The following is a 14,230-nucleotide window of genomic DNA, read 5'->3' as shown; positions in this document are numbered from 1 at the left end:
TTCTGCCGGGCAGTACGCAGGCTGCATGGCATGAGATGGCCGCCGCCGACGCATTCGTACTGTCGTCGCGCTTTGAAGGGATGCCGGTGGCGTTGATGGAGAGCATGGCGCTCGGTGTCCCGGCGGTCTCGTTCGACTGTCCGAGCGGGCCGCGCGAGTTGATGCGCGACGGTCAGGACGGTTTGCTGATTCCGCCGGGCGATGCAACGGCGCTCGCCGCCGGACTGCGGCGCATGCTGTCGGACCAGGCGCTGCGCGAAGAACTCGGCGTCAGGGGCGCGCGCTCGATCCGGGATCGTTATTCCGTTGCCCGTATTCTGGCGATCTGGGACCACCTGTTCGGTCAGCTGCGCCTGGGTTGAAGAGTTTTCTGGAGCACGATGATGCCGATGAATGAAATCGGTCTCGGCGGCTGTATCAGGCACTGTTTGACCCGGAGGATGCATGAGCAAGGTTTATAGGTACGTCTCCAAGGCGACGCGTTCGGACGCCGTTGCCAGGAGCCTTGACGTGGTCTCCCGATTCCCTCTTTCCTGTGTCGCCACGGCCCTCAAGCTGACAGCCGACGGCAGAAAAAAGCCAATGGACAAAATGGCATTGGAGGCACGCATACAGAAGCTGAGGCCGTATCGGCCGTCCGCTCCTCAGCAGTTGGCCTGCATGAACGAGGACACGGGCCTATGGCTTTCCATCATCGTGCCCGTGTACAACGCGCAAGCCTATCTGCTGAAGTGCATTGACTCGATTCTGACCCAGAACACCACACTCGCGTACGAACTGATTACCGTCGATGATGGATCGACGGACGGTTCTTCTGTCATTCTCGATCGCTACGCGAACCGCGCCCGCGTGACCGTGGTGCACATCGCGAACGGCGGCGTGGCGCTTGCCCGCAACGAAGGTCTCAGACACGCAAAAGGCAAGTACGTGATGTTCGTCGACGCGGACGACTACCTGCCGCCGGACTGCGTCGAGACCCTGCTCGCTCCCGCACTTCGACACGACGTCGATATCGTGCAAGGCAGTTACTGCGTCGTCGACGTGACTGACAAAATACATAGAACGCAGGTCTTCAACGACTCGGTAGCGACTCGCGCTGATCCGGATATCTTCAGTCTGTCGGGTTATCCGTGGGGAAAGATCATCAAGCGTGACCTTTTCAAAAGCGTGCAGTTTCCGGTGGGCATGGCGTATGAAGATTCGGTCGTCACGCTGGTGCTGCTTCCGCTGGCCAACGGCTATGCGAGCCTCAGTCAGCCGGTCTACTACTATCGTGAGAACCCGCGCGGACTGACGGCTGTCTTGACCAGAGATCCAAAGACACTGGATGCCTATTGGATCGTGTTGAAGCTTCTGTCGGACAGACGTTCATTGGGTTTGCCGACTGACAACCGCGTCCTCAACCAGGTTAAGAGTCATTTCGGTGCACTGCTCTACGGGAGACTCGCCAGTTTCGACAATGACGTAAAGCGAGCTGTCTTCTATCTATGCTGCCTTCAACTGGAAGCGTTGCGAAGGGAGTGCAGCGTTGGCATCAGCAGCGACAAGGGCGATAGGCTCGATTGCGCTTTCCGCACACGAAATTTCCTGCTTTGGAAGTTGCTTTGTTTTTTCGAGTTGTAATTTTCGCGATCATGTCTCGCGTTGCGCGGGATTGCCAAATGACTGGACGTATCCAGAAACACCGTCAGGCGTTACAGACGGGCATCACTGTCTTGCCTGCCTATCCACCTGACGGCGTCGCGCATCGCAATCCAGCGCGGCATCCGGCCGGATTACGAATCGATGTGCACCGACACGCCGGTCGCCGAATAGACAGGCGTCGCCTTGTGGCCATCGACTGTGATCGTCGTGAACTGCCTGGTCGCCCCGTTGCCATCGATCAGAGCGATGATGTCGCCGACCTTGGGCGCATAGCCGTTCACGAACTTCACGTATAGCGTGCCGCCTGCGATGGTCAGCTGATTGCCAACGTGCAGTTGGCCGGCGCCTTTTCCGTCGATGTCGAGTTCGAGTGTCGTGCCGGCGAGTTGCGTGTACTTGCCGACGATGGACACGGGCGAAGACGCAGCGATGGTGACGCCGCCCGCACCCACATACACGTCGCCCGTGCCGAACGCGTTCGGGGAATCGGCCTCGAGCACGCCGCCATTGACCTGGGAACCGCCCGACCAGATGTTGTTGCCACCGAGCTTCAACGTACCGCTACCCTGCAGCGTCAGCTTCCCCGCGCCGGAAATGTCGTTGCGCCACAAATCCGACGCGTTGAATCCGCCTTTGGACGCATCCATCGAAACGATGACGCTGCCATTGAACGCACCGTATCCGTCGCCGGCCGCGAACATGTTGAGGCGGCCCCAACCTTCCGCGTCATCCATGACCGGATAGCCGGAAGGAAGCTCGGTCGTTTTGAGCACTACGCGGCGCTGGGCGGCGCTCAGATACGGAAAGCGCGTCTCCAGTAATACCTCCGCGCCCTTCGGCACAACGGGCGGCGCGTCGGTCGATTCGATCGGCGCAAAGCCGAACGTCATGCGGCGAGTGAAGTCCGCTTTGTTCGTCGCATAGTCGGCGAAGCGGTCCGTCGCTGCCGTGCCGGAGTGGGCGAAAGCGGCGAAGTTCGTCGAATTGGTGTTGGTCGACTGCATCAGGGCTGCGTGCGCCTGGCTATATGCGCCGCTCTTCAACGTGGCGTTGCCCGGATCGGAAAGATTCGCGGCAGTCGCCGCAAGTGCAAACATCCGACCGGCAATGACGTCGAGCGGCGAATGCATCCCGGCAAAAATGCGGTTTTCGCCGAGTTCGAGGCCGCGGCTCGCCATCTCCTGGAATCGCTCCGGCAGCACGTAGGCCATCGTCATCGCGTCGCGCATCGCCTCCGCCTCGTGACCGCTGATATATCCGCCATCGGTCGAAGGCGTGGTGCTCTCGGCAGGCACCAGAGTCGGAGCTACCACGACATTCGTGCTCCAGCGGTACGGTCGCGCGTACTTGTAGAAGCGTTTGGCCGGCTCGGTCGACGCGTTGTTGCCCATGTTGTTGAGCAGGTCGACAACCTGGCCGAAACTGCTGTTGCCGCCACTGCTGCCGACGCCGACGTTGTTGCCGGCGTCGTTGTACAGCACGGTCCTCGCATCGGCAGGAATCGACGTGATCGTCGTTGTCTGCTGCGCCGCCGTGCGCCACGCATTGGTGAGCGGTCCCAGGCCATCGGTCACGCTGTAGCCTTTGCCGCGCCGGTCATCGTAGTAGGCTGCATCGGCCTGCGCCTGGGTTCGGTTGGTCGTCTCGGTGACCACGAATTGGATATTTGCGGCATGGACGGCGCTATTCACGACAGCCCCGCCCGGCGTACCGTCATTGGGTAGTCCCGTCCACGTGGACTGCACGACAGCCGGAAAGGAACCATTGGCGGGGGCGGAGACGCCCGCATCGACAATCTCGGTCAACGGTTGCCAGATATCGAGGAATCGCGAGACGACACGCACGCCCGCATTCGTGGCGAGCGTCGCATATCGCGCATCGCCGCGCTGGTTGGTCGCAATCGTGTCGACGAACGCGGGTACGTCGGGGATTGCGGCGTTGTCGATAAAACCGGGGTCGACAGGGGGCGCCGGGATCGAGGCCGTCGCCGTTGCCGTCGACGTATTCGAGGCCGTCGGCGTAGAAGAATCATTGCTGCCACCGCACGCGGCTAGTGCCGCCACGCTTGCGAGAATAGTGAGGCGCAGCGGGAGAGGGACGCGAAGATGGGTCATCACGAGACGTTCTTGTGGTTGTTGGTGGCGTCGAATTGTGCGGATGATTTATGACGGCATTGTTGCGACCTTTTTTGCAGGCAAGGGACATGCATTGCGGACGTCTGAGCGCAGAGAGAGAAAGCCAATCCCTAAAGCCAATCCCTAAAGCCAACCCTTTACCGTCGCCACTCGCCAGACGACAAACACGACGAGGCCCACCGACGCGGCGGTCAACAGAATGAAGTCAATCGAGCGCACTAGCTTTTTCATATCAAAGTGGGATCGGACGTGCGACGTCCGCGTGTGAACAGGGAGTGAGGGCCGACGGGGCGCCCGGCATTCAGCGTGTGTATGAAGTTACGCCCTGCAAGCTTAAAAGCCGCTTATCCCGTGTTCGAAGTCGGTCCCCTCGACGACCCGGGTTCGCCCCAGTCGCGCCGGCACTGCGGACTGACGCGCCGCAATGGCGAGTTCCGCGCCGGCCGGCAAACCGTGCCATCATGGCGAGCATTCAGCAGATGTTTGCGAGCGGACGGAAGCCGCGTTTGTTGCAAGCGCTTCATCAGTACCGCACGCTCCGACGCGCAGCACTGGCCAGCCGAAGCGGGACGCCCAGCCGGCGGCATCCGGCCATGTCATACAGCCGTGCTGCTCCGTCTACCAGCCGGACGAGGAGGTCATCATGCTCGCAGTTCACAAGGCGGTGTTTCCGGTCGCGGGAATCGACACGCGCTTTCTGCCGGCCACGAAGGCGAGTCCGAAGGAGATGCTGCCGGTCATCGACAAACCGCTGATTCAATACGCGGTCGAAGAAGCGGTTGCCGCGGGTATCACCGAGCTGATCTTCATCACGGGCCGCGGTAAACGCGTGATCGAAGACCATTTCGACAAATCTTACGAAGTCGAACACGTGCTGCGGGCGCGCGGGCTGCAGAGCCTCGCCGAACTCGTGCAAAGCATCAAACCGCCCAACGTCAACTGCATCTATGTTCGGCAAGCCGAGCCGCTCGGACTCGGGCATGCGGTGTTGTGCGCGCAAAAGCTGATCGGCGACGACCCGTTTGCGGTCGTTCTCGCCGACGATCTGATCGAGGGCGAGCCGCCCGTTCTCGAGCAGATGGTGCACATCTTCAGTCATTACGATTCGTCGGTGATCGGGGTCGAGGAATTCGAAGCGGACGGCGCTTGCTCGCATGGCGTGGTCGGTGGACGACATTGGGACGAGCGCGTGATCAACGTGTCGAGCATCGTCGAAAAGCCTGCGCCGGAAAAAGCGCCTTCATGCTTCGGTGTCGCGGGGCGCTATGTGTTGATGCCAGCGGTGTTCGACCATTTGCGCGCGCTGCAGCCGGGCCCGCACGGCGAGATTCAACTGACACCCGCCATTCATTCGATGCTCGAGGACGAGCAGGTGCTGGCGTATGAATTCATCGGCAAACGCTATGACTGCGGGACCAAACTCGGTTACCTGCAGGCGACCGTCGACTTCGCGCTGCGGCATAACGAAGTACACGATGCATTCGGTGCCTGGTTGCGCAAGCGCGTACACGGCGAGACGGCCGCGCCCGGGCACCGCGCATAGCGCCGCGAATTCGGCGATGGAACGGTCTGATCAAAGCAGCGCCCGGTAAATCTGTGCGCTATGGCACACACGCCGGCGCATCGAATGTCCATGATTTACCGATAAACGTCATTCATGGCAGTCGTCCCGGGAGTGGCCAACCGGGCTGGTTCCGATGGGTGTCACCATGGGCTTGCGCGTAACGCGCTATATTTGAATTCTCACTGCGCGATGCGGCGAAGCGCTACTTGCCGCGCGAGTATGCGCCGCGGAAGCTTCATCTATCGTTGTGAGCCTTGGTGATTTTCAATCCCCGGGATTAAACGGGCTCGTGTTGGACCGTTGCAGACAGGCCTCGCTCGGGTCTTCTTGTTAACCACGACTTCACAGGACGGCAATATGTCACTTCGTATCAATGACACCGCGCCCAACTTTACCGCGCGGACCACGCAGGGCACCATCGATTTCCACGACTGGATCGGCGACCAATGGGCGATCCTGTTCTCTCACCCGAAAGACTTCACGCCGGTTTGCACGACTGAACTGGGCTACATGGCGAAGATCGAGCCGGAGTTCACCAAGCGCAACGCGAAGCTGATCGGGCTATCGGTCGATCCGGTCGAAGACCATGAAAAATGGGCCAAGGACATCGAGGAAACGCAGGGCGCCGCCGTCAAGTACCCGATGATCGGCGACACTGACCTCTCGATCGCCAAGCTGTACAACATGCTGCCGGCCGACGCGGGCGATACCAGCGAGGGCCGCACCGCCGCGACCAACGCGACCGTGCGCTCGGTTTTCATCATCGGTCCCGACAAGAAGATCAAGCTGACGCTGACCTACCCGATGAGCACCGGGCGCAACTTCGACGAAATCCTGCGCGTGCTCGATTCGATCCAACTGACCGCCAAACATAGGGTTGCGACGCCGGTCAACTGGAAGCAGGGCGAAGACGTGATCATCACGTCCGCGGTCAGCAACGAAGAGGCGCAGCAGTTGTTCCCTGGTTTCAAGACCATCAAACCGTATCTGCGCACCACCAAGCAACCCGGCTGATCGGTGTGGCACGGCGGCCGTTCGCGGCCGCCGCGCCGATCTTCTCAAGAGATACAGATGATTTTTCGCCAGTTGTTCGATCCTGTTTCGTCGACCTACACGTACCTGCTCGGCGACAGCGGCGAGGCGGTGCTGATCGACCCCGTCTACGAGCAGGTGCCGCGCGACCAGGCACTGCTGCGCGAACTGGGCCTATGGCTGCTCACTACGCTCGATACCCACGTGCACGCCGATCACGTAACCGGCGCATGGCGCATGCGTTTGCGTTGCGGCAGCGAGATCGCGCTTGCCGCGGTCGTCGAGGCGAAAGGCGTGACGCGGCCGCTCGCGCATGGCGATCGGATCGACTTCGGCACGCGTCATCTGACCGTGCGCGCGACGCCTGGCCATACGAATGGCTGCCTGACCTATGTGCTCGACGATCAGAGCATGGCCTTTACCGGCGACAGCCTGCTGATTCGCGGCTGTGGCCGCACCGATTTCCAGCAGGGTAGTCCGCAGCAGTTGTTCGCGTCCGTGCGCGAGCAGATCCTGTCGCTGCCGGACGGCTGCCTCCTTTATCCCGCGCACGATTATCGCGGCATCACGGTGACGAGCGTGACCGAGGAGCGGCGCTTCAATCCGCGTCTGGGCGGCGACGTCGACGTCGGCGATTTTGCCGGGTACATGAACAACCTGAATTTGCCGCATCCGAAGCAGATGGCAATCGCGGTGCCCGCAAACATGCGTTGCGGGCAGCCGGAAGGCGGCGCCGAAGTCGCGACCGAAACGCCGGATTGGGCACCGTTGACGCTGCGCTTTAGCGGCGTGTGGGAAATCGAACCGATGGCGCTGCTCGAGCATGGCGCGAAGTTTCAGATCGTCGATGTACGCGAGGCGCCCGAGTTCATCGATCGCTTGGGTCATCTGCCGGACGCGAAGCTGGTGCCGCTGTCGCAATTGACAGGGCGGCTCGAAGAACTGGATCGCGAGCGGCCGGTGGTCGCGGTGTGCCGGTCCGGCGTGCGCTCGGCGCAGGCGAGCGTGTTGCTGACGAAGGCGGGGTTCGGCAAGGTGGCGAATCTCGCCGGCGGGATGCTGCGGTGGCGGACGGAGGGGTTGCCGGTTGCGTCGGACAGCGTTTGACAGGAAGCCGACGCGACCGAACCCCGCAAACTCAGCCTCGACCCTGAGGGCCCACAGCGACACCACCCTTCGAATAGCCGGCGCTCCGTTGCGCCGACCGCGTAACCAGCCAGATCCCCCCGCATACCAGCACCAGCGCGACGAGATTCTTCAATTCCATGATGTTCTCGTTCAGACAAATCGCGGACAGCACGGTACCGAACACCGGCACCAGGAAATTGAAAACGGTAACTTTGCCGACCTGGTTATATTTGAGCAGAAGACTCCACAACGTGAAGGCCGCCGCGGACAGCAACGCCAGATAGGCCAGCAATGCCGTCGATCCCAGTGTGAACGCGTGCAACGAACCACCGGTCGCGTACCCCGCCGCGAGCAGAACGACGCCGCCAAACCCGAGCTGATAACCCGTCATGACCATGACGTCCATGCTCTGCGAAATGCGCTTGCCGTAAATCGATGCGGCGGACAGCACGAATGCGGCAATCACGATAAAGCCTTCGCCGAGCAAGGTGAACGCAAATTCAAACAGACCGTCGCCGAAATTGACGACCATCACGCCGACGAATCCCAGCAGACATCCAAGCGCTTTGCGTGGCGAGACCTTATCGTTCTTGTAGATGAAATGGGCAAGCAGCACGCTGAAGAAGGTCGTCGTCGAGTTCAGGATCGAACCGCGCACGCCGGTCGTGTAGGCGAGACCGATATAGAAGAAAACGTATTGAATGGCGGTTTGCGTGAAGCCCAATAGCATCAGCTGTCCGCTATTGCGTCGATTTAATTCGAAAACAGGCTTTTTCGAAAAGGCCGCGAGAATCAATAACAACAACCCGGCGAGCACGAACCGGTAGCCTGCGAAGATCAGCTTCGAGGGGATATCGTTTTGTGTTATTCCGAGCAACGCGTAGCCGATTTTAATTGCCGGGTATGAGCTGCCCCAAAGCAGGCAGCATAGCGTCGCCACGATGACGAGCACTTTCGGTTGGGTGAAAAACCGCGCGGAATCGCGCGATCCGGTTGTGGCTGAAGGCACGGACATATTTCGAGTGATGTTGTCTTTGTGCACTATGTGGGCAGGCCACAGCAGTGCTTTTTATTGCGGTATCGATGATTTGCTTTTCAGTGATACCGTATGAAGGCTTCGCGAAATTATACGCAAATGCAATTGTAATGTCAGGAAGGAGCGGCTGCGTCGCCTCTCGCCATGCGCCGCACGTCAACGCGAATGAGGGCCGCTAATACCCATCGGCCATCGCGCGAAAGGCCACGGGCGACCGGACGTTACGCCGGCTGCTATGTCCGCATCACTGTGTCGGGCGATCTTCCGACCATACGCTGGCGAGTGGTGCGCACCTTCACACCTGCGGCGCAGGCACCCGTGGGTCCAGTCATTCTGCGCCGATCGCGCGATGCTCGCTTGCGCGGCTTCACGCAGTCCGCGCGCCGATTGTCGATCCGCGTCCGAGTCGCTCGTCGTAGAGATAAACCGATCAGGTTCATCGAGGTTCGAGTAAGCGCGAAGCTTCCGAACAACGCCTCCGAACAATGCCTATTTCTTCTTCACGTCTCGCGCTCGCCTGCCACTCGTCGCCGTATCCGCGAACAGGTCGATCACGACCTCGCGCAGCCAGCGATTGCCTTCGTCCTGATGGACCCGTTCGTGCCACAACAAATGGATCGGCGCGGCGGGCAGCGTCATCGGCAGCGCGCGCAGGCTGAGCGAGAACGGCGTGGCCAACTCCAGAGCGAGGCGCTCGGGCACCGTGGCGATCAGGTCGGTACGTTGCAGGATGTAGCCCACACTCATGAAGTGCGGCACTGTCAGTCGCACCTGACGCCGCACGCCGCGCCGTTTCAACCACTCGTCGACCTGACCGTGGCCAGTGCCGGCGGACACCACCACCAGATGCTCGGCTTCGCGCCACGCGGAAAGCGTGAGCGGCGCGTCCTCGAGTGGGTGACCGCGTCTGAACAGACAGACATAGCGCTGATCGAACAGTCGCCGCTGATAGAAGCCACCCTTCAACTGCGGCAACAGTCCGATCGCCAGATCGACGCGGCCATCGGCCATCTCGTTGCTCAGATTGACGCTCGTATTGCGGACCGTATTCATCGCGACGCCGGGCGCGACGCGCGACAATCGTTCCAGCAATGCGGGCAAAAACACGACTTCGCCGATGTCGGTCATACCGATCGTCATCGTTCGCATTGCGCGCAGCGGATCGAAGCCCGTCACCGGATTGAGCGCGGCGTGCAAGGTGGCCAGCGCCTGCGAGACCGGTTCCGCGAGACGCAGCGCGAACGGGGTAGGCACCACACCGCCCGGCGCACGCACGAACAGCGGATCACCCAGCAGGCGGCGCAGCTTCGCGAGCGCGTTGCTGACGCCCGGCTGGCTCATGTTCATCTGCTCGGCGACGCTCGCCACGCGGCGCTCCTGCATCAGCCGCTGGAATAGCAGCAGCAGGTTGAGGTCGAGATCGCTCAGTTCCATGGCTTCGGCATGACGTAAGGCTCATTCATTACGGTGATGAAGGAGATTCAGTTCATCTTATTGAGCAATGAAGGTCTAGTGCTGAAAATACCGACACGGCATCCGCATGCGACGCGCCGAGCGCGCGTCCCGAGCGACCGAATCGATAAACCCGCATATCGGAGACACAATCATGACCCGGATGGATCTGAGCATCGCGATCGTCGGCGCCGGCATCGGCGGCCTTACGCTGGCGCTCGCGCTGCGCGAGCATGGCATCGATGCCCAACTTTACGAGCAGACCGACGAGTTGCGCGAAGTGGGCGCGGCCGTCGCGCTGTCGGCCAATGCGACGCGCTTTTACGAGCGCATGGGACTACGCTCCGCGTTCGACGACGTATGCGCCGAAGTCCCCGGGCTCATCTATCGTGACGGCCGCAGCGGCAGCGTGATTGGTCATCATCGCGGCGTGCCCAGCTATCGCGAGCAGTTCGGCGGCTCGTATTGGGGCGTTCATCGCGCCGATCTGCAGGCGGTGCTGTCGAAGGCGGTCGGTCTCGAGCACATCAAGCTCAGCCATCGGCTGGTCGATCTCGTGCAGCATGCCGATCGCGTTAGCCTCGCGTTCGACAACGGTGGGCGCATCGATGCGGATCTCGTGATCGGCGCCGACGGCGCACGCTCGATCACGCGACGCTGGATGCTCGGCTACGACGACGTGCTGTATTCCGGTTGCTCGGGCTTTCGTGGCATCGTGCCGGCCGAGCGCATGGACCTGTTGCCCGATCCGGAGACGATCCAGTTCTGGGTCGGGCCCGGCGGCCATCTGCTGCATTATCCGATCGGCGACAACGGCGATCAGAACTTCCTGCTGGTCGAGCGTCATCCGTCGCCGTGGCCGTCGCGCGACTGGGTCATGCCGTCGACCGAAGGCGAGCAACTTCGCCTGTTCAAGGACTGGCATCCGGCCGTCGTGCAGATGATCACGGCGGTGCCGATCAGTCAGCGCTGGGGCCTGTTTCACCGTCCGCCGCTCGGCCGCTGGAGCAAGGGTCGCGTGACGCTGATCGGCGATGCCGCGCATGCGCTCGTGCCGCATCACGGCCAGGGCGCAAATCAGTCGATCGAAGATGCCGTGGTGCTGGCCGCGCAACTGGCCAAAGCGGGCCCAGGCAATTGGCGGGAAGCGCAGGAAGCCTACGAGCGTCTGCGCCGGGGCCGCACGCGCAAGGTGCAGTACGCGTCGATCAGCACTGCGGACGTGCTGCATCTGCCGGACGGCCCCGCCGCGCAGGAACGCAACGCGCGGCTCGGGGCGCGCGATAGCATGCTGCATCACCTCGACTGGATTCACGACTTCGATGCGCTCGCGCAGGAGCCGAGCGAGCGGCAAGGGGGTACGTGGCTTTGAGTCTGTCCTTTAGGCTGCGGTAGCGACGCGGTTGGCCGCGCGTGACGGACATACGCTGATCTACGGCATCGAGTATCAGGCAACGCGCGACCTATCGGCTCTGCGGCTTTTGGATGCGAGCCGTAAATCCGGAGTTCACGCGTTGCTTCGAAACCCGGCGCGTAATTCCCAGTAGAGAAACGTCGAATAGCGACAGCATTGAACCGCGTAGATCGGTCGTATTAGCTCGCCTCTGCTATTCGAGAAACTGGGCGCCGGTCGCAATTACACCTATGCCGCTGCGACTGCTGCGTTTGTTCTGCACCGGTTCGCAGTTGACGGTCATTTTTGCCAGCGGTCAATGGCCGGTAGCGGCAGGCGACACCACGCTCGGGGTCGCTAGCGTGTTGTTGCTCTTGGGCGCGGGGGTGTCGGACGTCGAGCCGGTGTTGTTGCTCGGCAGGCCGGAGTTCGGCGCCTTGGCGCCCATGCCGCTGTCCGAGTTGGTGTTGCCCGGCATGCCGTAGCCGCCCGACGTTGTGCCGTTCATCTGATTCGACGGACTAGCCGTGCTGCCCGCGGTGCCGGTCGAACCGCCGCCGCTCTGACCTCCGGCCATCTGCGCAAAAGCGCCGCCCGACAGCGAGAGTGCGGCGACGGCCGCGACTAGTGTGATGGTTGCCTTGTTCATGATCCGCCCCTCCTTGATTGGACTGGAAGATAGACGCAGACAGTTGTCGCCCGCGCTCCAGGAATGTCGCAATCAGCGTGCCGCGTGCTTTCTGCCGCGAAATAAGCCCCTCCGCCGGAATAAACGCCATGCGGTTCTCGTTCATTGACCGTTAGGTCCTTTGGGGCAGAACAAGGAGTGCGGTCATGAAGTCTCTACTCGCTATATTCAGCGTCGTTGCATGCGGCGCGGCCGTCGCGACTCTGGTCTCATGCGGCGGCGGGGGCGGCGGTAGCTCGAATTCGAGCAGCACGAGCCCGCCCGTGCAGTCGTCGTTCGCAGCGACGGCGCTCGTATCCGATGGCGCGGTGCCGGCCGCACACACCGACGCAAATCTGAAAAACCCTTGGGGCGTCGCCTTCAATCCCAAAGGTTTCGCCTGGGTCGCGGACAACGGCACCAATGTCGCGACGCTCTATGACGGCAATGGCGTGCCGCAATCGCTGGTCGTCACGATACCCGATGGCAAGAACGGCTCGGCATCGCCCACGGGCATCGTCTTCAACGGAACACAGAGCTTCCTCGTCACGGAAAACGGCAAGTCTGGAGTCGCGGCATTCATCTTCGCGGGCGAAGGCGGCACCATCACCGCATGGGCCCCCGCCGTCGGGCCGACCAATGCGTTCGTCATGTACGACGATGGGGCCGGTGGTGCCGTCTATAAGGGCCTCGCCCTCGCGGCAATGAACAACGGCAACTTCCTCTACGCGACGGACTTCCATAACAACAAGATCGACGTCTTCGATACCACGTTCACGAAGGTGTCGATGCCAGGCGCCTTCACGGACCCGGCGATGCCAGCCGGTTTCGCGCCGTTCGGCATTCAGGCGATCGGCTCGAATCTGTTCGTCACCTACGCGATGCAAGACGCAGACAAACACGACGATGTCGCGGGCGCGGGGCTCGGCATGGTCGATGTGTACGACACCGCGGGCAACCTGAAGCAACGCTTCGCGACAGGCGGTCCGTTGAACGCGCCGTGGGGCATTGCACAGGCGCCCGCGAGCTTCGGCTCGATGAGCGGCGCGATCATAATCGGCAATTTCGGCGATGGCATCATCAATGCGTTCAACGCATCGAGCGGTCAGTCGATGGGACCGATCAGTGGACCGAACAACAGCCCGATCGTGGAGCACGGCGTGTGGGGCATCGCGTTCGGCAACGACCTCAGCAATCAGCCTTCCAGTACGCTCTTCTTCGCCGCGGGTCCGAATGACGAAGCCGATGGCGTCTACGGAAGAATCGATCTGAATACAACAACGTCGAGTTCGGGCACGGGCACGGGCACAAGCGCGGGCGGAGGGGTGAGCGTTGGAATGTAGCGCCAAACGCGCAGTAGACTAGCGCCGCTCTTGATGCGAGAGCGGCGGTGATCTTTATCCTCGACCCGCGAGAGCGGGATCAATCTCGTTGTGTGTCAGGCCGAATGCCGCCACGCACGCACGATGCTCCGGCGAGCCCAGATATGAACGAAGGGCCAGGTTTACCGCCTGAATCAGATCGCTGTTACTTCTATTGAACGAGAATGCTCCGAGCGGCGGCTTCTGCTGCTGGCCCTTCGTTCCCCGTTCGTGCTCGACGGCCTCGAGCATCGAACCTCCGATCCGGCTCGCCACTATCCGATTTCCCAAGGCCGTGCTCGCATATGCATCGATGGCGCCACAGAGAACTGCTTCGATAGCGTCGGCCTGATGCTCGAAGACGGTGATCTGATCCTCGCTTACGCCAGATGCTCTCGCTGAGTCGTGCTGAACCTGTCCGGCTATGATGCCGAGGCGCGCATCGGCGCGTTTGGCGAGTGACGCGTAGCTGTCGAGCGCTTTCGGGTTTCCAGTCCGAACCAGGAAACCGTCTGCGATCCCCCATACCGGGACGCTGAACGCGACTCTATCGGCGCGTTCGCGCGTGACGAACAGCGGAACGTTCATATCCCACCTGCCTGCTTCGACGCCGGGCAGGAGTTCACTAAACGATGTCAGATGATGTTCGATCCGGGTGACACCGATCGCCCGAAGCACCGTGTCGGCCAGAGCGATGTCAGCACCTGTGGCAGTACCATTTGTTTCTGTCCAACCGAACGGAGGCTCTTCGATGTACGCAATCGTGACCTTCATCGCTGGATCTCCCATTTCTTGCTGTTACCTAATGGTCACAAACC

General features: G+C 61.5%; 12 protein-coding genes. 7 read left to right on the top strand and 5 right to left on the bottom strand.

The window, feature by feature from the left end; genetic code table 11:
- Both GCT19_RS30510 and GCT19_RS30505 read left to right on the top strand, forming a co-directional pair.
- A partial coding sequence (locus tag GCT19_RS30510; protein ID WP_152853992.1) for a glycosyltransferase occupies nt 1–362 on the top strand: 362 nt, incomplete at its 5' end.
- Nucleotides 363–444: 82 nt separating this feature from the next.
- A complete protein-coding gene (locus GCT19_RS30505; RefSeq protein ID WP_018433355.1) occupies nt 445–1,623 on the top strand; it encodes a glycosyltransferase family 2 protein in 1,179 nt (392 codons plus the stop codon).
- Nucleotides 1,624–1,775: 152 nt separating this feature from the next.
- Here the strand turns inward: GCT19_RS30505 and GCT19_RS30500 are convergent, their stop codons facing one another.
- Entirely contained in the window at nt 1,776–3,758 is a 1,983-nt protein-coding gene (locus GCT19_RS30500; protein WP_152853991.1) for a phosphatase PAP2 family protein, read from the bottom strand.
- Nucleotides 3,759–4,422: 664 nt separating this feature from the next.
- Here GCT19_RS30500 and galU point away from each other — a divergent pair.
- The 3 genes from galU to GCT19_RS30485 all read left to right on the top strand — a co-directional run bounded on the left by galU (nt 4,423) and on the right by GCT19_RS30485 (nt 7,482).
- Nucleotides 4,423–5,322 (top strand): UTP--glucose-1-phosphate uridylyltransferase GalU, encoded by a 900-nt coding sequence (gene galU, locus GCT19_RS30495; protein WP_018433352.1) that lies wholly within the window; start codon nt 4,423–4,425, stop codon nt 5,320–5,322.
- A gap of 378 nt (nt 5,323–5,700) precedes the next feature.
- On the top strand, nt 5,701–6,357 hold the full coding sequence (locus GCT19_RS30490) for a peroxiredoxin (protein ID WP_018433351.1): 657 nt from the start codon (nt 5,701–5,703) through the stop codon (nt 6,355–6,357).
- A 57-nt stretch (nt 6,358–6,414) separates the two neighbouring features.
- Entirely contained in the window at nt 6,415–7,482 is a 1,068-nt protein-coding gene (locus GCT19_RS30485) for a rhodanese-like domain-containing protein (RefSeq protein WP_018433350.1), read from the top strand.
- Between the two features lie 31 nt (nt 7,483–7,513).
- On the opposite strand, the gene GCT19_RS30480 is transcribed toward GCT19_RS30485, so the two are convergent.
- Both GCT19_RS30480 and GCT19_RS30475 read right to left on the bottom strand, forming a co-directional pair.
- The gene (locus GCT19_RS30480) at nt 7,514–8,518 is read right to left on the bottom strand and encodes a DMT family transporter (RefSeq protein ID WP_018433349.1); all 1,005 of its coding nucleotides are present in this window, start codon (nt 8,516–8,518) and stop codon (nt 7,514–7,516) included.
- A 510-nt stretch (nt 8,519–9,028) separates the two neighbouring features.
- Nucleotides 9,029–9,973: a LysR family transcriptional regulator gene (locus GCT19_RS30475; protein ID WP_152853990.1), complete on the bottom strand. Its 945-nt coding sequence runs from the start codon at nt 9,971–9,973 to the stop codon at nt 9,029–9,031.
- Nucleotides 9,974–10,145: 172 nt separating this feature from the next.
- Between GCT19_RS30475 and GCT19_RS30470 the strand changes: the two genes are divergently transcribed.
- Nucleotides 10,146–11,363 (top strand): FAD-dependent monooxygenase, encoded by a 1,218-nt coding sequence (locus GCT19_RS30470; RefSeq protein WP_152853989.1) that lies wholly within the window; start codon nt 10,146–10,148, stop codon nt 11,361–11,363.
- A gap of 337 nt (nt 11,364–11,700) precedes the next feature.
- Here the strand turns inward: GCT19_RS30470 and GCT19_RS30465 are convergent, their stop codons facing one another.
- Entirely contained in the window at nt 11,701–12,033 is a 333-nt protein-coding gene (locus GCT19_RS30465) for a hypothetical protein (RefSeq protein WP_152853988.1), read from the bottom strand.
- Nucleotides 12,034–12,218: 185 nt separating this feature from the next.
- Here GCT19_RS30465 and GCT19_RS30460 point away from each other — a divergent pair, with 185 nt between their 5' ends.
- Nucleotides 12,219–13,394, top strand: coding sequence for a TIGR03118 family protein (locus GCT19_RS30460; protein WP_152853987.1), 1,176 nt, complete (start codon nt 12,219–12,221; stop codon nt 13,392–13,394).
- Nucleotides 13,395–13,448: 54 nt separating this feature from the next.
- Here the strand turns inward: GCT19_RS30460 and GCT19_RS30455 are convergent, their stop codons facing one another.
- Entirely contained in the window at nt 13,449–14,186 is a 738-nt protein-coding gene (locus tag GCT19_RS30455; RefSeq protein ID WP_152853986.1) for a transporter substrate-binding domain-containing protein, read from the bottom strand.
- Nucleotides 14,187–14,230 lie beyond the last annotated feature (44 nt).

Origin of the sequence: Paraburkholderia atlantica, assembly GCF_009362785.1 — a bacterium.
GTDB classification, from domain to species: domain Bacteria; phylum Pseudomonadota; class Gammaproteobacteria; order Burkholderiales; family Burkholderiaceae; genus Paraburkholderia; species Paraburkholderia atlantica.
The sequence above is the reverse complement of the archived record's forward strand: the minus strand, read 5'-3'. Positions and strand labels throughout refer to the sequence as shown.

Excerpts from the sequence above, each read along its gene's own strand:
- GCT19_RS30505 (WP_018433355.1), top strand. The coding sequence starts at position 445 with ATGAGCAAGGTTTATAGGTACGTCTCCAAGGCGACGCGTTCGGACGCC.
- GCT19_RS30500 (WP_152853991.1), bottom strand. The coding sequence starts at position 3,758 with ATGACCCATCTTCGCGTCCCTCTCCCGCTGCGCCTCACTATTCTCGCA.
- galU (WP_018433352.1), top strand. The coding sequence starts at position 4,423 with ATGCTCGCAGTTCACAAGGCGGTGTTTCCGGTCGCGGGAATCGACACG.
- GCT19_RS30490 (WP_018433351.1), top strand. The coding sequence starts at position 5,701 with ATGTCACTTCGTATCAATGACACCGCGCCCAACTTTACCGCGCGGACC.
- GCT19_RS30485 (WP_018433350.1), top strand. The coding sequence starts at position 6,415 with ATGATTTTTCGCCAGTTGTTCGATCCTGTTTCGTCGACCTACACGTAC.
- GCT19_RS30480 (WP_018433349.1), bottom strand. The coding sequence starts at position 8,518 with ATGTCCGTGCCTTCAGCCACAACCGGATCGCGCGATTCCGCGCGGTTT.
- GCT19_RS30475 (WP_152853990.1), bottom strand. The coding sequence starts at position 9,973 with ATGGAACTGAGCGATCTCGACCTCAACCTGCTGCTGCTATTCCAGCGG.
- GCT19_RS30470 (WP_152853989.1), top strand. The coding sequence starts at position 10,146 with ATGACCCGGATGGATCTGAGCATCGCGATCGTCGGCGCCGGCATCGGC.
- GCT19_RS30465 (WP_152853988.1), bottom strand. The coding sequence starts at position 12,033 with ATGAACAAGGCAACCATCACACTAGTCGCGGCCGTCGCCGCACTCTCG.
- GCT19_RS30460 (WP_152853987.1), top strand. The coding sequence starts at position 12,219 with ATGAAGTCTCTACTCGCTATATTCAGCGTCGTTGCATGCGGCGCGGCC.
- GCT19_RS30455 (WP_152853986.1), bottom strand. The coding sequence starts at position 14,186 with ATGAAGGTCACGATTGCGTACATCGAAGAGCCTCCGTTCGGTTGGACA.